At 63.2% G+C, this 24,863-nt stretch carries 22 protein-coding genes and 1 other RNA gene; 20 read left to right on the top strand and 3 right to left on the bottom strand.

Going from position 1 to position 24,863, the window contains the following annotated elements; all coding sequences use genetic code 11:
• Positions 1–21 precede the first annotated feature (21 nt).
• The 3 genes from I2H38_RS09480 to I2H38_RS09470 form a co-directional block, all read right to left on the bottom strand.
• Positions 22–795 carry an N-acetylmuramoyl-L-alanine amidase gene (locus I2H38_RS09480; protein WP_196271599.1) on the bottom strand — a complete coding sequence of 258 codons (774 nt, stop codon included), beginning with the start codon at positions 793–795 and terminating at the stop codon, positions 22–24.
• A gap of 5 nt (positions 796–800) precedes the next feature.
• On the bottom strand, positions 801–1,526 hold the full coding sequence (locus I2H38_RS09475; protein ID WP_196271598.1) for a TerB family tellurite resistance protein: 726 nt from the start codon (positions 1,524–1,526) through the stop codon (positions 801–803).
• An 84-nt stretch (positions 1,527–1,610) separates the two neighbouring features.
• Entirely contained in the window at positions 1,611–1,889 is a 279-nt protein-coding gene (locus tag I2H38_RS09470) for a hypothetical protein (RefSeq protein WP_167672295.1), read from the bottom strand.
• Between the two features lie 311 nt (positions 1,890–2,200).
• Here I2H38_RS09470 and I2H38_RS09465 point away from each other — a divergent pair, with 311 nt between their 5' ends.
• The 20 genes from I2H38_RS09465 (at position 2,201) to I2H38_RS09370 (ending at position 24,856) form a co-directional block, all read left to right on the top strand.
• A complete protein-coding gene (locus tag I2H38_RS09465; protein ID WP_196271597.1) occupies positions 2,201–3,004 on the top strand; it encodes a lytic transglycosylase domain-containing protein in 804 nt (267 codons plus the stop codon).
• 46 nt (positions 3,005–3,050) lie between these two features.
• Positions 3,051–3,443, top strand: an RNA gene (rnpB, locus tag I2H38_RS09460) — RNase P RNA component class A.
• Positions 3,444–3,754: 311 nt separating this feature from the next.
• Positions 3,755–4,252 (top strand): division/cell wall cluster transcriptional repressor MraZ, encoded by a 498-nt coding sequence (mraZ, locus tag I2H38_RS09455; RefSeq protein WP_196271596.1) that lies wholly within the window; start codon positions 3,755–3,757, stop codon positions 4,250–4,252.
• Positions 4,249–5,298 (top strand): 16S rRNA (cytosine(1402)-N(4))-methyltransferase RsmH, encoded by a 1,050-nt coding sequence (rsmH, locus tag I2H38_RS09450; RefSeq protein WP_196271595.1) that lies wholly within the window; start codon positions 4,249–4,251, stop codon positions 5,296–5,298. The genes mraZ and rsmH overlap by 4 nt, the downstream gene beginning before the upstream one ends.
• Entirely contained in the window at positions 5,295–5,672 is a 378-nt protein-coding gene (ftsL, locus tag I2H38_RS09445) for a cell division protein FtsL (RefSeq protein WP_196271594.1), read from the top strand. The genes rsmH and ftsL overlap by 4 nt, the downstream gene beginning before the upstream one ends.
• A gap of 5 nt (positions 5,673–5,677) precedes the next feature.
• The gene (locus I2H38_RS09440; RefSeq protein WP_407664050.1) at positions 5,678–7,441 is read left to right on the top strand and encodes a peptidoglycan D,D-transpeptidase FtsI family protein; all 1,764 of its coding nucleotides are present in this window, start codon (positions 5,678–5,680) and stop codon (positions 7,439–7,441) included.
• Positions 7,442–7,452: 11 nt separating this feature from the next.
• On the top strand, positions 7,453–8,910 hold the full coding sequence (locus I2H38_RS09435; protein WP_229426626.1) for a UDP-N-acetylmuramoyl-L-alanyl-D-glutamate--2,6-diaminopimelate ligase: 1,458 nt from the start codon (positions 7,453–7,455) through the stop codon (positions 8,908–8,910).
• Positions 8,907–10,340 (top strand): UDP-N-acetylmuramoylalanyl-D-glutamyl-2,6-diaminopimelate--D-alanyl-D-alanine ligase, encoded by a 1,434-nt coding sequence (locus tag I2H38_RS09430; protein ID WP_196271592.1) that lies wholly within the window; start codon positions 8,907–8,909, stop codon positions 10,338–10,340. The genes I2H38_RS09435 and I2H38_RS09430 overlap by 4 nt, the downstream gene beginning before the upstream one ends.
• Before the next feature lie 3 nt (positions 10,341–10,343).
• A complete protein-coding gene (gene mraY / locus I2H38_RS09425; RefSeq protein ID WP_196271591.1) occupies positions 10,344–11,429 on the top strand; it encodes a phospho-N-acetylmuramoyl-pentapeptide-transferase in 1,086 nt (361 codons plus the stop codon).
• Between the two features lie 4 nt (positions 11,430–11,433).
• Positions 11,434–12,822, top strand: coding sequence for a UDP-N-acetylmuramoyl-L-alanine--D-glutamate ligase (gene murD, locus I2H38_RS09420; protein WP_196271590.1), 1,389 nt, complete (start codon positions 11,434–11,436; stop codon positions 12,820–12,822).
• Positions 12,823–12,826: 4 nt separating this feature from the next.
• The gene (locus tag I2H38_RS09415) at positions 12,827–13,972 is read left to right on the top strand and encodes an FtsW/RodA/SpoVE family cell cycle protein (protein ID WP_196271589.1); all 1,146 of its coding nucleotides are present in this window, start codon (positions 12,827–12,829) and stop codon (positions 13,970–13,972) included.
• A complete protein-coding gene (gene murG / locus I2H38_RS09410; RefSeq protein ID WP_196271588.1) occupies positions 13,969–15,087 on the top strand; it encodes an undecaprenyldiphospho-muramoylpentapeptide beta-N-acetylglucosaminyltransferase in 1,119 nt (372 codons plus the stop codon). Before I2H38_RS09415 ends, murG begins: the two co-directional genes overlap by 4 nt.
• The gene (murC, locus tag I2H38_RS09405) at positions 15,084–16,499 is read left to right on the top strand and encodes a UDP-N-acetylmuramate--L-alanine ligase (protein WP_196271587.1); all 1,416 of its coding nucleotides are present in this window, start codon (positions 15,084–15,086) and stop codon (positions 16,497–16,499) included. The genes murG and murC overlap by 4 nt, the downstream gene beginning before the upstream one ends.
• Positions 16,496–17,419 (top strand): UDP-N-acetylmuramate dehydrogenase, encoded by a 924-nt coding sequence (gene murB, locus I2H38_RS09400; RefSeq protein ID WP_229426637.1) that lies wholly within the window; start codon positions 16,496–16,498, stop codon positions 17,417–17,419. Before murC ends, murB begins: the two co-directional genes overlap by 4 nt.
• 54 nt (positions 17,420–17,473) lie before the next feature.
• Positions 17,474–18,397, top strand: coding sequence for a D-alanine--D-alanine ligase (locus tag I2H38_RS09395; protein WP_196271585.1), 924 nt, complete (start codon positions 17,474–17,476; stop codon positions 18,395–18,397).
• The gene (locus I2H38_RS09390; protein WP_196271584.1) at positions 18,364–19,347 is read left to right on the top strand and encodes a cell division protein FtsQ/DivIB; all 984 of its coding nucleotides are present in this window, start codon (positions 18,364–18,366) and stop codon (positions 19,345–19,347) included. Before I2H38_RS09395 ends, I2H38_RS09390 begins: the two co-directional genes overlap by 34 nt.
• Positions 19,344–20,666 carry a cell division protein FtsA gene (gene ftsA / locus I2H38_RS09385; RefSeq protein ID WP_196271583.1) on the top strand — a complete coding sequence of 441 codons (1,323 nt, stop codon included), beginning with the start codon at positions 19,344–19,346 and terminating at the stop codon, positions 20,664–20,666. The genes I2H38_RS09390 and ftsA overlap by 4 nt, the downstream gene beginning before the upstream one ends.
• A gap of 102 nt (positions 20,667–20,768) precedes the next feature.
• On the top strand, positions 20,769–22,499 hold the full coding sequence (ftsZ, locus tag I2H38_RS09380; RefSeq protein ID WP_196271582.1) for a cell division protein FtsZ: 1,731 nt from the start codon (positions 20,769–20,771) through the stop codon (positions 22,497–22,499).
• 279 nt (positions 22,500–22,778) lie between these two features.
• Positions 22,779–23,726 (top strand): UDP-3-O-acyl-N-acetylglucosamine deacetylase, encoded by a 948-nt coding sequence (gene lpxC / locus I2H38_RS09375; protein ID WP_196271581.1) that lies wholly within the window; start codon positions 22,779–22,781, stop codon positions 23,724–23,726.
• 263 nt (positions 23,727–23,989) lie between these two features.
• Entirely contained in the window at positions 23,990–24,856 is an 867-nt protein-coding gene (locus I2H38_RS09370) for an outer membrane protein assembly factor BamD (protein WP_407664053.1), read from the top strand.
• Positions 24,857–24,863 lie beyond the last annotated feature (7 nt).

Below are 24,863 nucleotides of genomic sequence, written 5' to 3'. Positions count from 1 at the left end.
GGGTTTCGAGTTAACTCTTTGTCATGCGGCAACGCTTGCGGGCCGCTTGGCGATCAGGTCGCGCAAAGTGGTGATGGTCGAGGCATCCGCGACGCCGTCGACCCGCTCCGGCCGGAAGTGACGTTGAAAGGCCGCGACGACCTTTTCGGTATTCTCGTCGAACACGCCGGTAATCTTCAAACCGTAACCATACATGGCGAGCATCGCCTGAAGCGCCTCGATGGGCATGCCCTGATCGCCGCGCGAAAAGAAGCGCCCGTCTTTCATAGCGGCGGAGGGCACCCAGTGTCCGACACCGGCACGATGCAATCGCTCCCAGGGAAACACCTCGCCGGGATCGAGCTTGCGGCCGGGGGCCACGTCCGAGTGGCCGAGGACGCGCGTCGCCGGGATGCGCCATCGGCTGGCGAGATCCTTCGTGAGGGCGGTGACGCTCTCCATCTGGGCATCAGGGAAGGCCGGCAGCCCGCCCGGATGGCCCAGATTGGCGATCTCGATGCCGATGGAGCAGGAATTGATGTCGGCGTCGCCATCCCAGAAAGACACGCCCGCGTGCCAGGCGCGCCGGGATTCCGGAACGAGTTGCAGAACGCGTCCATCTCCGAAAACGAAATAATGCGCCGAAACCTGGGAGACCGGATTGCACAGCCACTGCAGGGCCTCACCCTCGTCGGGCATGCCGGTGTAATGCAACACGAGCATGTTCGGGCGCTGACCGTCCTTTCTCTCTCCATGGTTGGGCGAAGGAAAAACCTTCGCGGCAACAGGGCTTTCGGGAGAAAGGGAGGCGTTCATTCGGATCACCTGATGTTTCGCTCGGCTGCGATGCGTTCCCAGGCAGCGTTGATGATGGCCAGTCGCTCGGTTGCGATCTTGACCGCTTCCGGCGGCAAGCCCCGTGCGATTTCCCGATCCGGATGGTGCTCCGCGACGAGCTTTCGATAGTGCTTTTTCAGCTCATCGTCGCTGAACGAGCGGTCTGCCTTGAGAACGAGATAAGGATCATCCGCCCGCCTGACATGACGTGCGGCGATGCGCTCGAATTCCACTTCGGAGAAACCGAAAATCGTCGCCACGTTCTGGAGATAGGCGAATTCGGCGTCATGCACCGCCCCATCCGCCTTGGCGATGTGAAACAGCCCGTCGAGCACGTCCTCGAGCAAGGCTGGTTCGTCGTTGAATTCCTCGCCGATCTGACGGGCATAAGCCTCGAAGCCGTCGGAGGTTTTCATGGCAAGTTCGAACAGGCGTTGCACACGCTCGCGGTCGTCGGGCGAGACGTCGATGATCTGCTCGAAAGCCTTGATTTCGCGATCCACGACGACGCCATCGGCTTTCGCCATTTTGGCGGCCAGAGCCACCAGGCCCATCGTGAATACGACATCGCGCGGTGGTCGCCCGAAAATAGCGCCCTCGCGGTCGATCAACATATGTCCAGCGACACCGCCTAGCAGTGCGCCCATCGGCCCGCCTAGCGCCAGACCGATGCCGGCGCCACCGAGCTTACCCCAAATCGATTGAATCATCGTGATCGAGTGGTCGCTCAAGTGCGCGCAAAAGAAAAGGGGCCGAGATCGATCCCGGCCCCGAAAACGTCACTCAGAGCGTGATTAGCGGCAGTAGATGTTGCCGTAGACGTCCTGGTAGGTGCCATAGGGGCAAGCCGGGCGAGCCGGAGCAGTGCCCGCGCCGATGATCGCGCCGCCGGCGGCACCGATCGCCGCGCCCGCAAGAGCGCCACCCGCACGACCCGTGGCCGCGCCGCCGATTGCAGCACCAGCGAGACCGCCGATAGCGGCGCCGCCGACCGCACGTTCGCCGGGGGTGTTGCAGGCCGCCATCGAGAGGGTGAGCGCGCCAGCGGCAATCGCTGTGATGATCTTTTTCATGGAAGCTTCCCTGTACCTAACGGGCTGTAGACCGCCCAGCCCTACTTAGCCCGAGCTTACGCTCTCGCCAACTCGCAAAGCCTGAATCCGTTCCTCTGAAGCCGCGTAAAGCGTAGAAAAATTCCTCAGGCTACAGCGGTAAGATTTCGTTAGGTAAAGCGGCCAAGCTTGCTGCGACGTATTGTCTAGCTTAAAGGGGCGCTCAGATTCGTCGAGTCTTGTTCTGCCACATCTTTGCCCTATTTGGCACGCACCGACCATTTGTCTGACACTATTGCCTACCGAGGGTTTGAGTAGCTTTGCAGGATTTTTTGAGAACGATCACAGTCGCGGTTTTGGGCGTCGTTGCACTTTCCATCGTGTCCCAGGCCAGCGCTGAAAGTGGTGACGGCGCAAGCATTGTGGAGCCTGTCAGCGCCGAAATCGAAGCCTCTGAAAGCGTTGCGGTGAGCACCGGAGCCGAAGCTCCGACAGATGCCGAAGAAAAAAGTGGCAAAGCCGTCCCTGCCAAGAAGCCGACGAAAATCGCCACGAAAGGCGGGGCGGAGAAGGCATCAAACCCGAAGGCCGCTCAGGAGCAGGCGACAGCTCCGGCCGATGCGACCCAGCCCGAGCCGGCGGTCGAGGCCGCAATCCAGCCGGGCGATCAGGACGAGCCTGTGAGCGTCGAGGTGACCTCCGCCATTTTGCCGGGTCAGGACGATGCGCGTTTCCGGCTGAAGCAAGCCGATGTCGCGAGAGCAGGCGCCGTCAGGCTGCTGATCGCCCGCCACGCCTCTGAAAATGACGTGCCGTTTGCGCTGGTCGATGCGATCGTGCGCCTGGAGAGCCGCTATAACCCTGTTGCGCGCCGAGGTGCCAATGTGGGTCTGACGCAGATCAATGTCCGCACGGCCCAGTCCCTCGGCTATCAGGGAGGCGCGTCAGGCCTTCTCGATGCCGAGACTAATCTCCGTTACGGGGTAAAATATCTCGCCCAGGCTTACAAATTGGCGCGCGGCGACACATGCGGCACCATCCTGCGCTATCAGTTCGGCCATCGGACCGAGACGATGACCAAGGCCTCAAAGGCCTATTGCGGAAAAGTGAAGACCCTGATTGCGGCGGTGAATTGAGCTTCAGCCTTGACGAAGGCCTGCCTTCTGCACCACATCGGAACCGTCAGTCGGCTGGGCGGCCGCTCCGAGTTCGCTCGGGGAGGAAAGTCCGGGCTCCATAGAAGCACGGTGCCGGATAACGTCCGGCGGGGGCGACCCTAGGGAAAGTGCCACAGAAAGCAAACCGCCCCGCAAAGGTCTTCGGACCCTCGGGGTAAGGGTGAAAGGGTGCGGTAAGAGCGCACCGCGGACGCAGTAATGCGGACGGCAAGGTAAACCCCACCGGGAGCAAAACCGAATAGGGACGACAGGCGTTCGCGCCAGGCCGGTTTCTAGGCTCGTCGTCCGGGTTGGTTGCTTGAGGCGGTCAGCAATGACCGTCCCAGAGGAATGGCCGCCACGTCCAAGGCTCACGCTTTGGGCCCTACAGAACCCGGCTTACAGGCCGGCTGACACCTCATTTCCGACGCAAGTTTTGTGGAGAGAGGGGCGCAAACCGTTGCGCTGCTTACGATTCATTAACCCTAAATGCTTCTGATGGGGTCGAATGCCGAAAGGCCTGCCGACTCAATCAGTTCCGTTGACGCCCATAGCATCCCATGTTATCCCAAATCATCCCGTCGACGGTTTCTTCCGAAGGGGACATCAGGCACCCGGTTGGTGTCGATCTCCTTGATCGGAAAGTAGCGTTGTCACCGGCTTCGGGAGGCGGTGGGTCTGTTCGATCCGCCGAGGGGCTGACAATCAGGAGCGTACGAGCTGCGGCCGATGAATCGCTTCGTGTCCAATTTCACCAACAAGTTGGACTCGAAGGGCCGGGTCTCAATCCCGGCGTCTTTCCGGGCCATTTTGGTCACGGACGGGTTCGAGGGGCTCTACGTACATCCGGCGCTCGACGCGCCGGCTCTGGACGCGGGCGGCAACGTGCTTCTGAACGAGATCGATGCGTTCTTGTCGACGCTGTCGCCCTATTCGGACGAGCGGGATCAACTGTCGACGGCGTTGTTCGGGACCAGCGAGATCCTCAAAGTCGATCCGGAGGGGCGAGTCATCCTGACGGATTCAGTAAAAGGTCATGCCGGGATCGCGGACGCGGTGACGTTCGTGGGACTCGGTCACAAGTTTCAGATTTGGGAGCCCGAGAGCTTCCGTGCGCACTTGGAGGAGGCGCGCACGAAGGTCAGAGACCTGAAGAGGGCTTTAGGAACTCGCAATATGGAACAACGTTTGGTGCAAGATATCTCACCAGGAGCACGGGAACGATGATGGGACGCGGCGACGGCCCAGGAGCCGGAGCCGCTGGCGGACCGACCCGTCACGTTCCCGTCCTCCTGGAAGAGGTCTGCACGGCGCTCGATGTGAAGCGCGGCGGCCTCTTCATTGATGGCACTTTTGGCGCGGGCGGATACACGCGCGCCATTCTCGACGGTCATCCCCGCAACGCGGTGATCGGCATTGACCGGGATCCGGATGCGATCGCCGGCGGCGCTGCGTTGGCGGCGAAGGTCAAAAAACGTCTCATGCTCGTGCCGGGGCGCTTTGGCGATCTCGACGAGATCGCGAGGGCGCAGGGTTTCGAGGGCGTCGATGGCGTCGTGCTCGACATCGGCGTTTCGTCCATGCAGCTCGATGAAGCCGAGCGTGGGTTCTCGTTTCGCAACGAGGGGCCGCTCGACATGCGCATGGAGCAATCGGGCCCGAGCGCGGCCGACCTCATCAACGAATCTTCCGAGGCGGAACTCGCGGATATTTTCTATCATTACGGCGAGGAGCGCCGCGCCCGCGCGGTGGCACGCGCCATCATCGAGGCGCGCCGTCGGCAGCCCTTCGAGACGACACGGCAGCTCGCGGACCTGGTTGCATCGCTGATCCGGCAGGAGCCGGGCGGCATTCATCCGGCGACGCGGGTTTTCCAGGGCCTTCGCATCGCGGTGAATGACGAGCTCGGCGAGTTGGTGCGCGCGCTTCATGCGGCAGAGCGCATTCTCAAGCCCGGCGGGCGTCTTGTTGTCGTCACCTTCCACTCCTTGGAAGATCGCATTGTGAAACAGTTCTTCGCGGCCCGCACCGGGCGTGCGCCGACCGGTTCGCGCCATCTGCCGACGGCCGCCATGGCGAAGCCGACATTCGACGCCATCACCAGAGGACCGGTGGGGCCGAGCGATCTCGAGGTTTCGCGCAACCCGCGAGCCCGCTCCGCGAAACTCCGGGCCGGGGAGCGGACGAGCGCGCCCGCGCAGGAATCTTTGAGCGCCATCACCATGCTGGCCGAGCTGCCGCAGACGGCTGAAAAGCGGGGAGGGCGCCGGTGATCCGATTCCTTCACATGATCGCAATCTCCGCGCTGATCGCGTCGGCGGGCTATGCCTATTCGATCAAGTACGAGACGCTCTATCACGCGGAGCAGGTCGCGAAGCTGAAATCGAAAGTGCAGCGTGAGCGGGACGCCATCGCCGTCCTTCAGGCGGAATGGCAATATCTCGACCGCCCTGATCGCCTTCAGGATGCAGTCAATCAGCATCTCGATCTTCAACCGATGAGGATCCAGCAATTGGCGCGACTGTCCGATCTTCCCAACCGGCCCGTTCGGGAGGACGAGATCGGCCGCTTGCTTGAGCCGACTGCGACGCCGAAAGACAAAACCAACGAAGCCCGCACTCCGACAACACAAACCCCGAAACGGTAACGCCCGTGTTGCAAGAGACCGATCCAGACCTGCTGGCCAAATCCGCTCCGCGCAAGCGTGGCTTTCTCGGTCATGTCCGCGAGCTGTTCCGTCTGCGCGTCGACAAGAGCACGGCGCGCGTCGGCCTTGCCGCGTTCTGCTTCATCGGGCTTTTCGGGGTCATCGGCGGCCGGCTGGTTCTTCTGGCCATGACCAGCGATTCGTCGAGCGCGATGCGCCGCGCGGCCTCCTCGGAAATCTCGGCGGCCCGGCCGGATATCATCGACCGCAACGGCGAGATCCTGGCGACGGACGTGAAGATGGTGTCCGTCTTCGCGGAGCCGCGCAACATCATCGACAAAGACGAGGCTGTCGAGCTGCTGACTGCCGTTCTGCCGGACCTCGACGCGACAGACCTGCGTAACAAGCTCGGTACCAAGAAGGGCTTCGTCTGGATCAAACGCGAGATCACGCCGCGCCAGCAGGCGGAGGTTCATCGCCTCGGCATTCCGGGCATCGGCTTCCTGCCGGAAAACAAGCGCATCTATCCGAACGCCCAGGCCGCGGCTCACGTCCTCGGCTTCGCGAATGTCGACAATGTCGGCATCGCGGGCATGGAGAAATACATCGATAGCCAGGGCTTGCAGGATCTCAACGGCGCGGGCTTCAACATTTCTGCGGCGGACCTCAAGCCGGTGCAACTCTCTCTCGATCTGCGCGTGCAACATGCGCTGCGCGACGAGCTTGCCAAGGGCATGGCGAAGTACAAGGCCAAGGCGACGGCCGGCGCGATCCTGGACGTGAACACGGGTGAGATCATCGCGCTCGCCTCGTTGCCGGATTTCGACCCGAACAACCCGGTCGACGCACTGGAGGCCGATCGCATCAATCGCATCAATGTCGGCGTCTTCGAGATGGGCTCGACCTTCAAGGCCCTCACGACCGCGATGGCTCTCGATTCCGGCAAATACAACATCAATTCGACCTTGGATGCCCGGGCCGGCCTGCGCTACGGCAAGTTCACCATCGGCGACTACCACGCGACGCGCCGTGTTCTCACGGTGCCGGAAGTGTTCATCCACTCGTCGAATATCGGCACGGCTCGTATGGCGCTCGGCATCGGCGTGGAGGGCCACAAGGCTTTTCTGCGCAAGATGGGTCAGTTGACCCGGTTGAAGACGGAGCTTCCTGAAAGCGCAGAGCCCATCGTGCCGCCGCGCTGGGGCGAACTCAACACCATGACGATCGCCTTCGGCCACGGTCTCGCAGTCGCGCCGCTTCAGGCATTGATGGCGGTGGGCGCGCTCGTGAATGGCGGTGTGCTCATTCCGCCGACCTTCCTGAAACGTGACGAAGCGGCTGCTCGTCAAAACGCTGTCCAGGTGCTCAAGCCCGAGACCAGCGAGGCGATGCGCTACGTGATGCGCCTGAACGCCTCCAACCCTGCCGGATCGGCGTCTTCGGCCGCCATCGCCGGTTTCTTCGTGGGCGGCAAAACCGGCACCGCGGAAAAGGTCATCAACGGGCGCTATTCCAAGAACAAGAACTTCACGACCTTCACGGCGGTTCTTCCGGCCGACAAGCCGAAATACGTTTTCCTCACCATCATGGACGAGCCGCAGGCGGTCGAAGGAACATATGGCTTCTCGACAGCGGGCTGGAATGCCGGCCCCGTCACCGGAAACGTCATCGAGCGCATCGCGCCGATGCTCGGCGTTCCGCCGCGCTTCGAGGCGCCGGTGCTGCCCTTCCCCCTGATGACGCGCCTCGGCGCGTGGGGGACGAAATAATGAGTGCGCGCATGATCCGACTGGGTGATCTTTTGCCGGAGGCAGCTGGCGATCCGGCCGCTTCCACGCCTGTCGCGAAGATCGCATCCGACAGCCGCAAGGTCGGGCCGGGCACGGCCTTCTTCGCCGTTCCGGGCACGAAGGTTGATGGGATGAGCTTCGTGCCGCAGGCTGTCGCCGCAGGCGCGGTCGCCATTGTCGGAGAGGCGGAGCGCCCGTCCGATCTTCCCGCAAATGTCGCTTATACCCGCGCGCCAGATGTACGTCTTGCCCTCGCCATTGCAGCCGCGCGCTTCTATCCGAAACAACCGGAAAAGGTCGTCGCCGTCACAGGCACCAGCGGCAAGAGTTCGGTCGCGGATTTCACGCGCCAGCTCTTCGCGGTGCTGGGAAATAAATCGGCAAGCCTCGGCACGCTGGGCGTCATCACGTCCGACGGCACGGCCTACGGCTCATTGACGACGCCGGATCCGATCTCGCTGCACGAGACTCTCGATCATCTGGCCAATGACGGCGTGCGTCGCCTGGCGATGGAGGCCTCCTCCCACGGCATCGATCAGCGACGGCTCGACGGGGTGCGCCTGAGCGCTGCTGGGTTCACCAATCTCGGCCGTGATCACCTCGACTATCACGGCACGACGGAAGCCTATGCGGCGGCCAAGCTGCGCCTGTTCGACACGTTGCTCCCTGCCGACGCGCCCGCCGTCATCAACGCCGATGGTCCCTATGCGGATGTATTCCTCCAAGGCGTGCGGAATCGCGGCTTGAAGCTCATGACGACGGGCAGTGCGGGTGAAACGCTTCGCCTCGTCGAGACGCGTCCGGAAGGCTTCAAGCAGGCACTAACAGTCGAAGCCTTCGGCAAGACAATCCGCACGACCCTTCCGCTCCTCGGAACCTTCCAGGTTGAGAATGCACTCCTTGCCGCCGGTCTCGTGCTTGCGGTCGAAGGTGAGGCGAGGGCGGTCGAGGTGATCGAAGGCTTGTCCGGGCTGAAAGGCGTTTCGGGTCGATTGGAACAGGTGGGCGAAACCAACGGCGCGCTCTGCATCGTCGATTATGCCCACAAGCCCGATGCGCTCTCCCATGTGCTCGAGGCGCTACGGCCCTTCACGACGGGCCGCCTGATCTGCATCGTCGGGTGCGGTGGGGACCGGGATCGCGGCAAGCGTCCGCTCATGGGCCGCATCGCCGTCGAGAAATCGGATGTGGTGATCGTTACGGACGATAATCCTCGCTCGGAAGATCCTGCTGCGATCCGCGCCGAAGTCTTGAAGGCCGCCCCTGGTGCTTTGGAAATCGGCGACCGCGCGCTTGCCATCCGCACAGCCGTCAAGGACCTGCGTCCCGGGGATATTCTCGTCGTCGCGGGCAAAGGCCATGAAACCGGCCAAATCATCGGCGACCGGACGTTGCCGTTCTCGGATCATGACGAGGTGCGGGCGGCTATCGCGGAGAGGCAGGCATGAGCGCGCCCTTATGGACCTTGGATGAGATCGTTGCCGCGACCGGCGCTCGCGTCGGCAGCGGCTTTGCGCAAGCGTCCGGGGCCTCCATCGACACGCGTACGCTCAATCCGGGCGATCTCTATTTCGCCATCAAGGGCGATGTGCATGACGGGCATGACTTCGTGCCCGCCGCTCTGGAGAAGGGCGCGTCGGCAGCTGTCGTCTCGATGGAGAAAGCTCCTCACTTCGAAGGCTCCGACCGGCTGATCGTGGTGCCGGACGTGCTGGAGGCCATGCGCCAGCTCGGCATCGCGGCGCGCAAGCGCAGCACCGCGAAGATTGTCGCGATCACGGGGTCCGTCGGCAAGACCGGCACGAAAGAGGCCATGCGCCTTGCGCTCTCCCGCCAGGGCGCGACCCATGCCTCGGTTGCGTCCTACAACAATCATTGGGGCGTTCCGCTGACGCTCGCCCGCATGCCGCGCGAGACCGAGTTCGGCATATTCGAGATCGGCATGAACCATGCCGGCGAGATCTTGCCGCTCACCGCCATGGTGCGTCCGCATGTGGTGGTGATAACGACCATCGAACCGGTCCATATCGAGTTCTTCCCCTCCCTCTGGGGCATTGCCGACGCCAAGGGCGAAATCTTTGCCGGTATCGAGCCCGGCGGCACGGCCATCATCAACCGCGACAGCCCCTATTTCGAGCGCCTGCGCGCCCATGCGCTGGCGTCGAATGCGGGCCGCGTGGTGAGTTTCGGCGAGAGCGAGGCGGCGGATATTCGAGCCGAGCGCATCGTCGTGAAGCCTGACTTCTCCATCGTGGAAGCGCGGATTTTCGGCGAGCCTCTCACGTACCGGATCGGCACGGCGGGACGGCATATCGCCCTCAATTCCTTAAGCGTGCTGGCCGCCTCTCACGCGCTTGGCGTCGATCCGGCTCCGGTGGCGCAATCCTTCGTCGAATTGAAGCCGCCGGTCGGGCGCGGCGAGCGGACCGTGCTGTCGGTCGGGTCGGGCGAGGCCCTCCTGATCGATGAAAGCTATAACGCCAATCCGGCTTCCGTGCGCGCGGCCCTGTCCAATCTCGGCGCGGTCGAACTCGCGCCCCAGGGACGACGCATCGCGGTTCTCGGGGATATGAAGGAACTCGGCGACAAGGCTCCCGGCCTGCATGAGGGCCTGGCAGAAGCGGTCGAGGCCAATGGCATCGATCTTGTCTTTGCCGCTGGACCACTGATGCAAAATCTGGTCGATCTGCTGCCGAAAGCCAAAATTGCTGCCCACACCGCAACCTCGGCCGAACTGGCCGATGCGGTTTGCGCGGTCCTTCGCCCCGGCGATGCCGTGATGGTGAAGGGTTCGCTCAGCATGAAGATGGCTTTGATTGTCAAAGCCATGAAAGAACGTTACGGCGCGAGCCACGCGGCACACGCGCTGAAAGGATGATCGATGTTGACCTGGTTGGCTGATCTCAGCCCCTATTTCAGCCCTCTCAATATCTTCCGGTACATCACGTTCCGTACGGGTGGCGCGACGGCGACGGCGCTTCTCTTCGTGTTCCTGTTTGGACCCTCGATCATCTCGCTCCTCCGCGTGCGCCAGGGCAAGGGGCAGCCAATTCGCGAGGATGGACCGAAGTCCCATCTCCTCACCAAACGCGGCACGCCGACCATGGGCGGGCTGATGATCATGGCAGGCGTGCTGGTCTCGACCTTGCTCTGGGCCAATCTTTCCAACCATTATGTGTGGGTCGTGCTCTTCGTCACGGTCGGCTTCGGCGCGATCGGTTTCTATGACGATTTCCTGAAAGTCACGAAGCAGTCGCACAAGGGTTTTTCCGGCCGCTCGCGGCTGGCCATCGAAGCGGTGATCGCGGGCGCTGCCTGCGTCGCGATTTCCTATCTCGGCACGCCCGGCCTCGCCAACAAGCTGGCCTTGCCGTTCTCGAAAGAGCTGATCTTCAACCTCGGCTGGTTCTACGTGATCTTCGGCGGGTTCGTGATCGTCGGCGCGGGTAATGCGGTCAACATTACCGACGGTCTCGATGGTCTTGCCATTGTGCCGGTGATGATCGCGGCGGGCACCTTCGGGTTCATCGCCTATCTCGCCGGTAACGCCGTTTTCGCGAATTACCTCCAGATCCACTTCGTCCCCGGCACCGGCGAGCTCGCGGTTGTTTGCGGCGCGTTGATCGGGGCGGGCCTCGGCTTTCTGTGGTTCAACGCGCCTCCGGCCCAGATCTTCATGGGCGACACCGGCTCGTTGGCGCTCGGCGGTCTTCTCGGCACGATTGCAGTTGCGACCAAGCACGAGATCGTTCTCGCCCTCGTCGGCGGCCTGTTCGTGCTGGAAATCCTCTCGGTCATCATCCAGGTCACATCCTTCAAGCTCACGGGAAAGCGCGTCTTCAAGATGGCGCCGATCCACCATCATTTCGAGCAACTCGGCTGGACCGAGCCGCAGGTCGTGATCCGGTTCTGGATCATCTCCGTGGTGCTGGCGCTCGTCGGCCTCGCGACCCTCAAGCTGCGGTGACGCGATGACGCCCGTTACCAGCTTTTCCGGGAAAGCAGTCGCGCTCTTCGGCCTCGGCGGGTCGGGGCTGGTGACCGCGCTCGCCTTGAAAGCGGGCGGCGCGCATGTGGTCGCGTGCGACGACAACCCGGCGAAGATGGCGGAGGCGCAAACCAAGGGTGTCGAGACGGGGGACCTGCGGAGCGCGGACTGGTCGCGCTTCTCGTCGCTCATTCTCTCGCCGGGTGTTCCCCTGACCCATCCCGAACCGCATTGGTCCGCGAAACTGGCACAAGCCGCCGGCGTCGAGATCATCGGCGACATTGAGCTGTTCTGCCGCGAGCGGGCGAAGATCGCCCCAAACGCACCCTTCATCGCCATCACCGGCACGAACGGCAAATCTACGACGACCGCGCTGATCGCGCACATTCTGCGCGAGGCGGGACACGACGTGCAGATGGGCGGCAATATCGGCACCGCCATCCTGTCGCTGAAGCCGCCATCCGAGAGGCGAATCCACGTCATCGAATGCTCGTCGTTTCAGATCGACCTCGCGCCTTCCCTCGCACCGAGCATCGGCGTTCTCCTCAACATCACGCCCGATCACCTCGATCGGCATGGGACGATGGAGGAGTACGCGGCGATCAAGGAGCGGTTGGTTGCGAAGGCCGCGAAGGCGATCCTCGGCGCCGATGACGCACTAAGCCGCGCGATCATTGCCCGGAGACCGCAGGCGAACACCATCCGCGTCGGCCTGACAGATCGAGACGCGGGAAGCGTCTATGCGCAGGGCAGCCGGATCATCGACAACCGCGACGGTCGCGTCATAGAGGTCGCGGACCTCACCGGCATCGGCTCGCTGCGCGGTGACCACAATGCCCAGAACGCGGCGGCGGCCATCGCCATCGCTCTTCTGTCGGATGTTGACGCCGTCGCCATCCAGCGCGCGTTGCGTAGCTTCCCCGGCCTGCCGCATCGCATGGAGGAGGTGGCTCGTCTTGGCGAGGCGTTGTTCATCAACGACTCCAAAGCCACCAACGCGGATTCCACAGAGAAGGCGCTGGCGTCCTTCGACAATATCCTCTGGATTCTCGGCGGTAAGGCCAAGGATGGCGGCATCACGCCACTGAAGCCCTACTTCCCGAAGGTTCGCAAAGCCTATTTGATCGGCGCGGCGTCGGACGAATTCGCAGCAATCCTCGAGGGGGCGGTCCCTTATTCCCGCACAAGCACGATGGAAAAGGCGGTTGAACAGGCGGCGCACGATGCGGCGGCGATAAACGCGCCTTCCGTCGTCCTGCTCTCGCCAGCCTGCGCGTCTTACGACCAATATCCGAATTTCGAGGTGCGCGGAGACCACTTCCGCACGCTCGTCCGCGCCTTGCCCGGCATCAACCCGACCAGGGGAGCTTGAAGTCATGGTGTCACGCGTTGAACGCTCGCCTCTCGGCGACTGGTGGTGGACCGTCGACCGCGTGCTTCTCGCGGCGCTCGCCGTGCTCGTTCTCGCGGGCCTTGTGTTTCTCATGGCTGGTGGTCCGCCCGTCGCCGAGCGGCTGGGACTCTCCACGTTCCATTTCGTGAACCGTCAGGTCCTCTTCCTCCTTCCGGCGCTTGCGATCATGTTGCCGGTCTCGTTTCTCTCTCTGCGCCATGTCAGGCGCCTGGCGCTCCTGGTCTACATCGTCAGCATGGGGCTGATCGCTCTGGCCTTCCAGTTCGGCCCCGAGATCAAGGGTGCGCATCGCTGGGTCATGATTGGCCCGCTCGGCATTCAGCCTTCCGAATTCGTCAAACCCGCCTTCGTCGTGCTCGCCGCGTGGGCGTTCTCAGAGGGCGCGCGGCGCAAGGACATGCCGGGCGCGTTCCTGGCCTTTCTCATCCTTCCCGCAACCATCGTTCCACTGATCCTGCAGCCGGATTTCGGCCAGACCATGCTCATCACCATCGTGTGGTGCGGCTTGTTCTTCGTCGCGGGCCTGCATTGGTTCTGGGTCATGGGTCTCGGCGGCGCGGGCCTCGTCGGCATCGTCGCGGCTTATGAATTCCTTCCGCACGTTCGCGCCCGTATCGAGCGCTTCATGGACAAGTCCTCCGGCGACACCTTCCAGGTCGATACGGCGATGGAATCTTTCGCCCGCGGCGGCTGGTTGGGGCGCGGTCCGGGCGAAGGCTCGGTCAAGCGCATCCTGCCCGACGCGCATACGGACTTCATCTTCGCCGTCACAGCGGAGGAGTTCGGCATCATCGTCTGTCTCGGCCTGTTGCTGCTTTTCGCCTTCATCGTGCTGCGCGGCCTTTCGCTTGCGCGGCGCAGCGAGGACACATTCTGCCGGCTTGCGGCGACCGGCCTCGTGCTGATGTTCGGGTTGCAGGCTTCCATCAACATGATGGTGAACGTGCACCTCATGCCTGCCAAGGGCATGACGCTGCCCTTCATCTCCTACGGCGGTTCGTCGCTTCTTTCGCTGGCGCTCGCGATGGGCTTTCTGATTGCGATCACCCGCCGCCGCCCCCGCTCGGAGATGATGGAGCACTTCAATCAGGATTGGCCGCGCGGATGACCTCACCCCTCATCCTCCTCACCGCTGGTGGAACCGGCGGACATCTCTTCCCGGCTGAGGCGCTCGCCAACGCCCTGAAAGCGTCCGGCGCGCGTGTGGCGCTTGCGACCGACAAGCGCGCGAATGCTTATGCGGGCTCGTTCCCGGCTGATGAGATCATCGAAATTCCCTCGGCCACGCCATCCGGCCGTTCGCTGCCGCAGATGGCGAAGGCAGCTTTGCTCTTGAGCACGGGCACGCTCAAAGCTATCCCGGCCATTCGCCGGTTGAAGCCGGCTGTCGTCGTGGGTTTCGGCGGCTATCCGACCGTGCCGCCTGTCATCGCGGCGTCTATGCTGCGCGTGCCGACCGTCATTCATGAAGCGAACGGCGTGATGGGGCGCGCCAACCGCCTTCTTGCCCGCTGGGCTTGCGTGATCGCGACGGGATTCGCGAACATCAAGGGCATTCCGGCAGGCGTTCCTGGCAAGATCCTCCAGACTGGCAATCCGATCCGGCCATCGGTTGTCGATGCGTCCCGGGTTGCTTATCCAGCGCTTGAAAAGAATGGGAAACTTCGCCTGCTCGTCGTCGGCGGCAGCCAGGGCGCGCGGGTGATGAGCGATGTGGTGCCGCCCGCCATAGAACTTCTGCCCGCAGAGGTCCACGCGCGCCTCGCCATCTGCCAGCAGGCGCGCGGCGAGGATCTGGAGCGGGTTCGCGGTACCTATGAACGCCTTGGCGTGGAATTCGAGGCCGAGCCCTTCTTCAAGGATCTGCCGCAGCGTCTGGCAAAAGCTCACCTCGTGATTTCGCGCTCGGGCGCATCGACCGTGGCCGAACTCGCCGTGATCGGGCGGCCCTCGATCCTCGTGCCGCTGCCGGGTTCGCTTGATCAGGATCAGGCGGCCAACGCCAAAACACTTGGCGACATCGGCGCGGCCATCGTTCTTCCACAAGTTCAGTTCACTCCGGAGCGCCTGGCTCAGGAGATTCGGTCTTTCCTCGAAAAACCGGAACGGCTGTCCCAGGCCGCAACCGCCGCCCATAGCGCCAGCATTACGGACGCTGCCGAGCGCCTCGCTCAGGCCGTCCTTCAGCTGGTCCCCTCGAACAACAACGGAAAAAGCCCATGAAACTGCCGCCGAAGCTTGGTCCCATTCACTTCATCGGAATCGGTGGCATCGGCATGTCGGGCATCGCCGAGGTCATGCACAACCTCGGCTATACGGTGCAGGGCTCTGATGCGTCCGACAATTACAACGTCAAACGCCTAGCGGATAAGGGCATCAAGACCTTCATCGGCCACAAGGCGGAGAACGTCGAGGGCGCGGAGATCGTCGTGGTCTCCACCGCGATCAAGCGCGACAACCCCGAACTGATCGCTGCCCGCGAAAAGCGCCTGCCGGTCGTGCGTCGCGCCGAGATGCTGGCCGAGCTGATGCGCTTCAAATCCTGTGTCGCGGTTGCCGGCACGCACGGCAAGACCACGACGACCTCGCTCGTCGCGACGCTGCTCGACGCGGGCGGGCTCGATCCGACCGTCATCAACGGCGGCATCATCAATGCCTACGGCACCAATGCCCGCATGGGCGACGGCCAGTGGATGGTGGTGGAGGCCGATGAGTCGGACGGCACGTTCCTGAAGCTTCCCGCCGACGTTGCCATCGTCACCAATATCGACGCCGAGCATCTCGACCATTTCGGCACCTTCGATGCAATCAAGGACGCCTTCCGGTCGTTCATCGACTCGATCCCGTTCTACGGCTTCGCGGTGATGTGCATCGACCACCCCATCGTGCAGGACCTCGTCGGCCGCATCGAGGATCGCCGCATCATCACCTATGGCGAGAACCCGCAGGCCGATGTGCGAATCATGGACATCGATCCGCGCGGCGGGCAGACCAAGTTCCGGGTCATGATCCGCGATCGTCGCCCCGGCTTCCGGCTGGAGCTGGAAGACCTCGTCCTGCCGATGCCGGGCGCACACAATGCGCTCAACGCCACGGCGGCCATCGCGGTCGCACATGAACTCGGCGTCTCGCCCGATGCCATCCGCAAGGCGCTTGGCGCGTTCGGCGGTGTGAAGCGTCGCTTCACGCGCACGGGCGAGTGGAACGGCGTCACGGTGTTCGACGATTACGGCCATCACCCCATCGAGATCGCGGCGGTGCTGAAAGCCGCGCGCGCTTCGACCGATGGCCAGGTCATCGCGGTGGTGCAGCCGCATCGCTATACGCGCCTGTCCTCGCTCTTCGATCAATTCTGCACCTGCTTCAATGACGCGGATGCGGTCATCGTCGCGCCGGTCTACGCGGCGGGTGAGCAACCGATCCCCGGCGCGGACCGCGACGGTCTCGTCTCCGGCCTGAAGGCGCGCGGCCACCGCAGCGCCACGGCTCTCGACAAACCGGAAGATCTGGCCGCGCTCATCAAGGGCGTCGCAAAGCCGGGCGATTACGTGATCTGCCTCGGCGCAGGCAACATCACGCAATGGGCTTATGCTCTGCCAGGCGAACTCAAGGCGCTGAGCGACAAGGCGGCCTGATGTTTCCGGACCTGACAAGCGAACTCAAGGCAGAGATGCCCGATCTGCGGGGCAAGCTGGAGGCGAATGCGCCGACAGCACCTTTGTCGTGGTTTCGCACGGGCGGTCCGGCGCAGGTGCTGTTCACGCCTGCGGATGTCGATGATCTCGCTTACTTTCTGGTCCATCTCGACCGGACGATCCCGGTTCTCGTGGTCGGCCTCGGCTCCAACCTTCTCATCCGGGATGGCGGATGGGAGGGTGTTGTCATCCGGCTGGCGAAAGGGTTCGCCGAGATGTCGGTCGAGCCAGGGCATCGCGTTCGCGCGGGGGCGGGCGCTCCCGATGTGAAAGTCGCGCGCGCGGCGGCGGAAGCGGGGATTGCGGGGCTCTCTTTCCTGCGCGGGATTCCCGGCACCATTGGCGGAGCGCTGCGCATGAATGGCGGCGCTTATGGCGGCGAGACGAAGGACGTGCTCCTTGAGGCCAAGGGCGTGACCCGTGGGGGCGAGAAGGTCAGTTTCACGAATGCCGGGATGGGCTTCACCTACCGCCATTCGAGCGTGCCGGATGACGTCATCTTCACCGAAGCGCTCTTCGAGGGGCGTTCGGGCGATCCTGCTGAGATACTGGCCGAGATGAACGCCATTACCGAGGCGCGATCTTCAACGCAGCCGGTCAACACGCGCACGGGCGGTTCGACCTTCAAGAACCCGCCGGGCCGCAAGGCCTGGGAGTTAGTCGATGCGGCCGGATGCCGGGGCTTGCGCCGCGGCGACGCGCAGGTCTCCGAAATGCATTGCAACTTCCTGATCAACCACGGCGCGGCATCGGCCGCCGACATCGAGGGTCTGGGCGAAGAGGTTCGTCGTAAGGTTCTGGAAACCTCCGGCGTGGAACTTGAATGGGAGATCAAGCGCGTCGGGCTCGCACGAGTCTGAGCCGAATCAGTTCAGTCCTCGACCGGAAGGCCGGTGAGGCAAAGGGAGCCAATCATGGCCAAGCACGTTGCCGTTCTCTATGGCGGTTGGTCGGCGGAGCGCGCAGTCAGTCTGTCCACAGGCAGCGCCTGCGCCAAGGCCCTGGAAGGGCAAGGCTATCGGGTCACCCTCGTCGACGTTCAACGCGACATTTCCAACGTGCTGCAGGCCGTCGCCCCGGACGTGGTGTTCAACGCGCTCCATGGCCGTGTGGGTGAAGACGGCACAATCCAGGGTCTGCTTGAGATTCTGCGCATTCCCTACACCCATTCCGGCGTGCTGGCCTCAGCCCTCGCCATGCAGAAAGACCGGGCGAAAATCATCATGAAGGCGGCCGGCGTGCCGGTTCCGCACGGGGTGGTCGTTAACCGTTTCGAGGCGGCCAAGAGTCACGTCCTGCCCGCTCCTTATGTGGTGAAACCTGTTGATGAAGGCTCCTCCGTCGGCGTCATCATCGTCCGCGAAGACCGCAGCCATCCACCCCAGGAATTGATGCGCGAGGATTGGGCGTTCGGCGAAAAAGTCCTTGTCGAACCATATATTGCGGGCCGCGAACTGACCTGCGCGGTCATGGGCGACCGTGCGCTGGGCGTCATCGACATCCGCCCGGCGACCGGCGTGTTTTATGATTACGATGCAAAGTACGTGAAGGGCGGGTCCATTCACGTCCTTCCTGCAGAAATTAAACCGAATATTTACCAAAAGGTTCAAGAGTTAGCGTTAACGGCGCATCAAGCGCTCGGCTGTCGGGGAATCAGCCGCGCTGACTTGCGGTACGACGATACTCCTGGGGGAACCGGGGAACTCGTCGTGCTAGAGGTCAACACGCAACCCGGAATGACCGAGACGAGCTTGGTGCCAGAATTGGCAGCCCATGCGGGCTATACCTTTGGCGAGCTTGTGCAATGGATGGTGGAGGACGCTACCTGCAACCGATGACGGCCTACCCGGCCGGCGTCACGGTTGCGCGCGCCACCTCCTTCGATGATCGAAGGCACAGCTCTTCCCGATTCGGATTTTCCAAGTCCGCCGGTTCCTCGCGCGGCGTGCGCCGCCGGCGCTCCGTCAGCGTTCCGCTGGCGCGCCGCCTGCCTCGTTTCTTGGGAACCGGGCTGACCCTCGCGTTTTTCAGCGCCGTGACCTTCACCGGCCTGTGGCAGGGCGGCCATCTCGACGAGTTCATCCGCAATAACGGCGAGCCCCATCACGCGATTGCCCGCATGGTGGGCCTCGGGCTCGAACAGGTCACGATCTCCGGCATTTCGCAGATCCGCGAGTCGGAAGTTCTCGCCGCAGCAGGGTTGAATGCGAAGGTTTCCCTCGCGTTTCTTGATGTGAACGCGGTTCGCGAGCGTCTGGAACAGGTTCCGATGATCAAGAGCGCGGCGGTCCGCAAGCTCTATCCGAACGAACTGGTGATCACGCTCAACGAACGCGAGCCGAACGCGCTTTGGCAGCTCAATGGCGAGCTTTTCGTCATCGCCGCCGACGGCACCGTGATCGACCTGATGCAGGACGAGCGCTTCGTCGATCTGCCTCTCGTGGTAGGCGACCGTGCCAACCTGCGCAGCAAGGAATATCTGGCGTTGCTCGAAGCAGCAGGGCCGCTTAAGAGCCGCATCCGCGCGGGCACGCTCGTTTCGGGCCGCCGCTGGACGCTCAAGATGGACAACGGGATGGACGTGCGCCTGCCGGAGCAGGGCGCGCCCGACGCGCTGGCCCGGCTCGTGAAGCTCGAACGGGAACAGAAGATCTTGGAAAAGGATGTGCTGGCGATCGACCTGCGCATTGCCGACCGGGTCGTCGTTCGTCTGACGGAAGAAGCAGCCTCGGCGCGAGCCGATGCGCTCAAGAAAAAACCGATGCGCGGCAAGGGGGTCGACACATGAGTCTCTCAGGTCATGGTTTGACACCGCGCCTGAAGCCGCTGTCCGCGCGCAAGAGCGCCATTCTCTCGGTTCTCGATATCGGCACGAGCAAGGTCGTTTGCATCGTGGCGGAATTGAAGCCCGCCGACGAGATCGAGTCGCTGCGCAGCCGCACCCATGTGGCGCGCATCCTCGGCATCGGACATCAGCGTTCGGTCGGCCTGAAAGGCGGCGTGATCGTCGATCTGGAAGCGGCCGAATCCGCGATCCGTCAGGCGGTGCACGCGGCCGAGCGGATGGCGAAGGTCGAGATCCAATCCGTCATCGTGAACCTCACAGGCGGACGCCTCGGCTCCGAGCATTTCGATGCCCAGATCCCAGTGCGCGGCGCGGTCGGCCCGAGCGATGTTCATCGTGTGCTCGATGCCGCAAGCAATCACGACATGCGGCGGGGCAGGGCGGTCCTTCATGCCCTGCCGACGGGCTTCTCGCTCGACCGGCAGAACCATATCGTGGATCCCGCTGGCATGATTGGCGAACGGCTCGGCGTCGATCTTCACGTCGTCACGTCGGAAGCCGCGGCTGCCCGTAATTTGATGCTCGCGGTCGAGCGCTGCCATCTCGGCGTCGAAGCGGTGATCGCGACGCCATATGCGTCCGGATTGTCGGCTCTCGTCGATGACGAAGCGGATATGGGCTGCGCTGTGGTCGATATGGGCGGCGGCACGACGAGCGTCGGCATTTTCGCCAATGGCCACCTCGTTCATTCGGACGCGATCGCGGTCGGCGGCCATCACGTCACCATGGATATCGCGCGCGGTCTCACGACCCGCGTTTCCGCCGCCGAGCGGCTCAAGACGCTCTACGGTTCCGCGATTTCTTCGAGCGCGGATGACCGCGACATGATCGCCGTGCCGCAGGTCGATGAGGACGAACGCGATGTTCCGAACCATCTGCCGAAGTCGCATCTCGTGCGCATCATCAAGCCGCGCGTCGAGGAGGTTCTCGAACTCGTGCGCGACCGGTTGAAGAACGCGGGCTTTGCGGCGCAAGCCGGACGGCGTGTCATTTTGACGGGCGGCGCGAGCCAGCTCGTCGGCCTGCCGGAAACGGCGCGGCGCATCCTTCAGGGACAGGTTCGTGTCGGGCGTCCGCTCGGCATCAAGGGCCTGCCCGAAGCGGCGAAGGGCCCCGCCTTCTCCGCAGTGGTCGGCCTCCTGGTTTATCCCCAGGTGGCGCATATCGAGTATTTCGAGCCGCGCTCCAGCGGCTTCTTCCAGGGTACGGGAACCGACGGCTACATCTCACGGGTGGGCCGCTGGATTCGCGACAGTTTTTAACGAGTAGGGCGGTGGCGCGGCGGCCACCGTCATGAGTTCAAGTCAACCACAGTAAGCGTCGGCCAAACGCTGTCGGTACAAAGGCCAAAGAGGCAATAGGTCATGGCAATCAATCTGCAAGCTCCGGACATCCGCGAACTCAAGCCGCACATCACCGTCTTCGGCGTCGGTGGCGCCGGTGGCAACGCCGTGAACAACATGATCGAGTCCGGTCTCGAGGGCGTCGAGTTCGTGGTGTCCAACACCGACGCGCAGGCCCTGGCCTCGTCCAAGGCGCAGCGCGTCATTCAGATGGGCCTGCAGGTGACCGAGGGTCTCGGCGCCGGGTCGCAGCCGGAAGTCGGCCGCGCGGCTGCTGAAGAAGTCCTCGACGAAATCCGCGACCAGCTCTCCGGCTCCCATATGGTGTTCATCACCGCCGGCATGGGCGGCGGCACCGGCACGGGCGCTGCCCCGGTCGTGGCTCGCGCAGCCCGCGAACTCGGCATACTGACCGTCGGCGTGGTGACGAAGCCGTTCCAGTTCGAGGGTGTGCGCCGCATGCGTCTTGCAGAGGCCGGCATTACCGAGCTGCAGCAATCGGTCGATACGCTCATCGTCATCCCGAACCAGAACCTCTTCCGTGTCGCCACCGAGAAGACGACCTTCGCCGACGCCTTCGCGATGGCCGACCAGGTGCTCTATTCGGGCGTCGCCTGCATCACCGACCTGATGGTCAAGGAAGGCCTCATCAATCTCGACTTCGCCGACGTCCGCTCCGTCATGCGCGGCATGGGCAAGGCGATGATGGGCACGGGAGAAGCCTCCGGCGAGAAGCGCGCCATCCGCGCGGCTGAAGCCGCCATCGCCAACCCGCTCCTCGATGACGTGTCGATGAAGGGCGCACGCGGCCTGCTGATCTCCATCACCGGCGGCAACGACCTGACCCTCTATGAACTCGACGAAGCCGCGACCCGCATCCGCGAGGAAGTGGACCAGGATGCCAACATCATTCTCGGCGCGACCTTCGACGAGAGCCTGGAAGGCATCATCCGCGTCTCGGTCGTCGCGACGGGCATCGATCATGCCTTGCTCGCGAACGGCGGCGATCTGAACTCGACCGAGCAGCGCATCTCGGAAGTGGCCGAGCGCCTGCGCGCCGAGGCACGGGCCCGCGCCTCCCAGACGCAGGCTGTCCCCACCTTTCGCTCCGCCGCCCAAGCCCTTCCGGTGAAGGCGGCTGAGATCGAGACCGCTCCCGCTCCCGTCGCTCCGGCCTTCGTGTCCATGGCGACCCCGGTCATCGAGCAGCCGCGCATGGAGGCTGCCCCGCAGCCGGTCATCCGCGACGAGGTTGTGCTGACCCCGGCTCAGCCGAAGCCGGTCATGTCCTTCGAGGCGCCGGTCGCGCAGCAACCGGTCTATCACGAGCCAGTCGAGCAGACGTCGTTCATTCCCCCGCAGGCCGAGCGCGCCATGCGTCCGGCCCGCATGCCGCGGATCGATGAACTGCCAATGCCGGCGCAGAACCAGATCCGCGCCAGCCGCGGCGAGGCGGAGCCCGCTCACGACGCCAAGCGCATGTCGCTGTTGCAACGCCTGGCGGGCTTCGGTCGCAAGGAAGAAGCGCATCCCGCTCCTGTGGAGCCGGTGATGCAGCGTCCGGCCCCGGAAGCACCGCGTCAGCCGATGTCTTCGGTCCATGCGGAATACGCCAAGCGCCCGGCGGCTCCGCAGGGCTACCGCCCGGCGCAGGGTCACCCCGAATCGCAGGGCCGGATGGCTCCGGCGCAGCGGAATATGGAAGACGATCAGCTGGAGATTCCCGCCTTCCTTCGTCGCCAGGCGAACTGATTAGGCCCAGCTTGTTACAAAAGAACCCCCGGTCGCCTCGCGGCCGGGGGTTTTTCGTTTTTAAAGTGCTGTTAAATCAATGGTTTACCAATTGCCGAGTTTGTAACACACCGTAACCAAGCGTGATTTGGCCTAGCCTGATGAGGGGACTATGTTCCCCCAAGTCGAAAAGGGCGGGTTCATCGTGAGCCCGTGCATCAGGAAGAGAAACAGCGGACGCCATTTTCCTCGAGCAGACCGATCCCTGCACGAGGCTGAGACGTCCGAGGTCCGAAAAGAATGAAGCAGAGCCAACAAACCACGCTTCGCGCAGCCGCCACCCTCGTGGGGGCCGGCGTCCATTCCGGGGACGAAGTGAAGATGATTCTTCACCCTGCGGAAGTGAACCATGGCATCGCTTTCCTCCGCACCGGTCTTCCCGGTGGTCTCGACCGACTGATCGACGCCCGGCATCTCGCCGTCACTGCGACCGAACTCTGCACCGTGATCGGCGACCGCGACAGCGGCGCGGTGGCGACGATCGAGCACCTGATGGCTGCTCTCGCCGGCCTCGGCATCGATAACGTGCTGGTCGAGATCGACGGCCCCGAAGTTCCGATTCTCGACGGCAGCTCCGCGCCCTTCATCGATGCGATCGATCAGGTCGGCCTCTCGGTTCAGAGCGCGACCCGTCGCTATCTCAAGGTTCTCAAGCCTGTTCGCGTCACCCAGGGCAAGGCTTTCGCCGAACTCGTCCCCAACGAGCGGGCGTTCCGCCTGGACGTGGAAATCGATTTCCCCACGCCGGTCATCGGCCGTCAACGCAAGGCCGTGGACCTGACGCCGTCCGTGTTCCGCCGTGAAATCTCCCGCGCGCGCACCTTCGGCTTCATGCGTGATGTCGAGAAACTGTGGAGCGCCGGGTTCGCCCTGGGCGCGTCCCTCGAAAACACGGTCGCCATCGGCGATGACGGGATCATGAACCCGGAAGGCCTGCGTTACAGCGACGAGTTCGTGCGTCATAAGATCCTCGACGCCGTGGGCGACCTGTCTCTCGCCGGCCTCCCGCTTCTGGGCACCTACCGCTCCTATTGCGGCGGCCATCGCCTGAATTTCTCAGTGCTCGAAGCTTTGTTCTCGAGCCGGTCGAACTACACCATCGTGGATGGGGCGGTTCGTCGTGAGCCCGGCTACGCAGAAATCGGCAACAATATCGCGATGCCGGCTTTCGCGCCTGAGGTTCACTAGAGTTTGATGCCGCATGATTTTGCTGGAAAGCCGGATTTCACGTTCCTGAATCATGCTCCTGGCTGTCGTATCCTTCCTTGCTGACGCCTATTCGCCGCACCATTCGGTCTGGCCCCTGCCAAAGCCGTCAGGTAATCCATGTCGGATGGGGTTGGCGCTTTCCATGTGCATAGGTTAAAGAACCTTCAGTGCATCATTGCAACTCGGGCACGTATTTCGGAGGACCGCGAAGTATGTCTTTCGCGAAGGTTTATAAGGGCATGATGGACGTTACCGTTCGCGCCCTCGCCGTTGGTGCTTGTGGGCTCGCGCTCGCGGGCTGCGACACGCTTTCGTCGATCAATCCGTTCGACAAGAGTGAAGTCTACAAGCCCGAAATCGTGGCCGACGTCCCGGGCGAGCAGATCTACAATGACGGTCTCGCGCGTATCCAGAAGAGGGATTTCGAAGGCGCAGCCAAGAAATTTCGCGATCTGGACAAGCAACACCCCTATTCCGAATGGTCCCGAAAAGGGATGATCATGGAGGCCTACGCCAATTATGAGGGCGGCCTTTATGATGAGGCAATCACGGCGTCGACCCGCTATCTCCAGCGGCACGCGAACACGCCCGATGCGGCCTATGCCCAGTATCTGATGGCGTCGTCCTATTACGACCAGATTCCGGACATCACCCGCGATCAGGAGAAGTCGGAGCGGGCTATTCTCTCCCTGCAGGAGCTGGTCCAGCGTTATCCGACATCGGAATACGTCGCCGACGCCAAGAAGAAGATCCAGGTTGCCAGCGATCAGCTCGCCGGCAAGGAGCTCGAGGTCGGTCGTTTCTATCTCCAGAAGCGCAATTATTCGGGAGCCATCAACCGCTTCCGCATGGTCGTCTCGCGTTATCAGACGACCCGGCATGTGGAGGAGGCGCTTCAGCGTCTTGCCGAAGCCTATATGGCCATGGGCATCGTCAACGAAGCGCAGACGGCTGCCGCCGTTCTCGGTCACAACTTCCCTGACAGCCCTTGGTACAAGGATGCCTATGCGCTGCTGACCAAGGGCGGCGTCGAGCCGCGCGAGGACTCCCAGTCCTGGATCAGCAAGGCGTTCCGTGGCGTTCCGCAGGTTGGCCAGAAGACGGGCTAAGCCTTTC

The organism is Microvirga alba (assembly GCF_015694465.1).
Lineage (GTDB): Bacteria > Pseudomonadota > Alphaproteobacteria > Rhizobiales > Beijerinckiaceae > Microvirga > Microvirga alba.
The sequence above is the reverse complement of the archived record's forward strand: the minus strand, read 5'-3'. Positions and strand labels throughout refer to the sequence as shown.

Excerpts from the sequence above, each read along its gene's own strand:
- I2H38_RS09415 (WP_196271589.1), top strand. The coding sequence starts at position 12,827 with ATGGTGTCACGCGTTGAACGCTCGCCTCTCGGCGACTGGTGGTGGACC.
- I2H38_RS09435 (WP_229426626.1), top strand. The coding sequence starts at position 7,453 with ATGATCCGACTGGGTGATCTTTTGCCGGAGGCAGCTGGCGATCCGGCC.
- mraY (WP_196271591.1), top strand. The coding sequence starts at position 10,344 with ATGTTGACCTGGTTGGCTGATCTCAGCCCCTATTTCAGCCCTCTCAAT.
- lpxC (WP_196271581.1), top strand. The coding sequence starts at position 22,779 with ATGAAGCAGAGCCAACAAACCACGCTTCGCGCAGCCGCCACCCTCGTG.
- I2H38_RS09480 (WP_196271599.1), bottom strand. The coding sequence starts at position 795 with ATGAACGCCTCCCTTTCTCCCGAAAGCCCTGTTGCCGCGAAGGTTTTT.
- I2H38_RS09475 (WP_196271598.1), bottom strand. The coding sequence starts at position 1,526 with ATGATTCAATCGATTTGGGGTAAGCTCGGTGGCGCCGGCATCGGTCTG.
- I2H38_RS09430 (WP_196271592.1), top strand. The coding sequence starts at position 8,907 with ATGAGCGCGCCCTTATGGACCTTGGATGAGATCGTTGCCGCGACCGGC.
- I2H38_RS09470 (WP_167672295.1), bottom strand. The coding sequence starts at position 1,889 with ATGAAAAAGATCATCACAGCGATTGCCGCTGGCGCGCTCACCCTCTCG.
- murD (WP_196271590.1), top strand. The coding sequence starts at position 11,434 with ATGACGCCCGTTACCAGCTTTTCCGGGAAAGCAGTCGCGCTCTTCGGC.
- I2H38_RS09395 (WP_196271585.1), top strand. The coding sequence starts at position 17,474 with ATGGCCAAGCACGTTGCCGTTCTCTATGGCGGTTGGTCGGCGGAGCGC.
- I2H38_RS09390 (WP_196271584.1), top strand. The coding sequence starts at position 18,364 with ATGGATGGTGGAGGACGCTACCTGCAACCGATGACGGCCTACCCGGCC.
- mraZ (WP_196271596.1), top strand. The coding sequence starts at position 3,755 with ATGAATCGCTTCGTGTCCAATTTCACCAACAAGTTGGACTCGAAGGGC.
- I2H38_RS09370 (WP_407664053.1), top strand. The coding sequence starts at position 23,990 with ATGGACGTTACCGTTCGCGCCCTCGCCGTTGGTGCTTGTGGGCTCGCG.
- murC (WP_196271587.1), top strand. The coding sequence starts at position 15,084 with ATGAAACTGCCGCCGAAGCTTGGTCCCATTCACTTCATCGGAATCGGT.
- ftsZ (WP_196271582.1), top strand. The coding sequence starts at position 20,769 with ATGGCAATCAATCTGCAAGCTCCGGACATCCGCGAACTCAAGCCGCAC.
- ftsA (WP_196271583.1), top strand. The coding sequence starts at position 19,344 with ATGAGTCTCTCAGGTCATGGTTTGACACCGCGCCTGAAGCCGCTGTCC.
- rsmH (WP_196271595.1), top strand. The coding sequence starts at position 4,249 with ATGATGGGACGCGGCGACGGCCCAGGAGCCGGAGCCGCTGGCGGACCG.
- murG (WP_196271588.1), top strand. The coding sequence starts at position 13,969 with ATGACCTCACCCCTCATCCTCCTCACCGCTGGTGGAACCGGCGGACAT.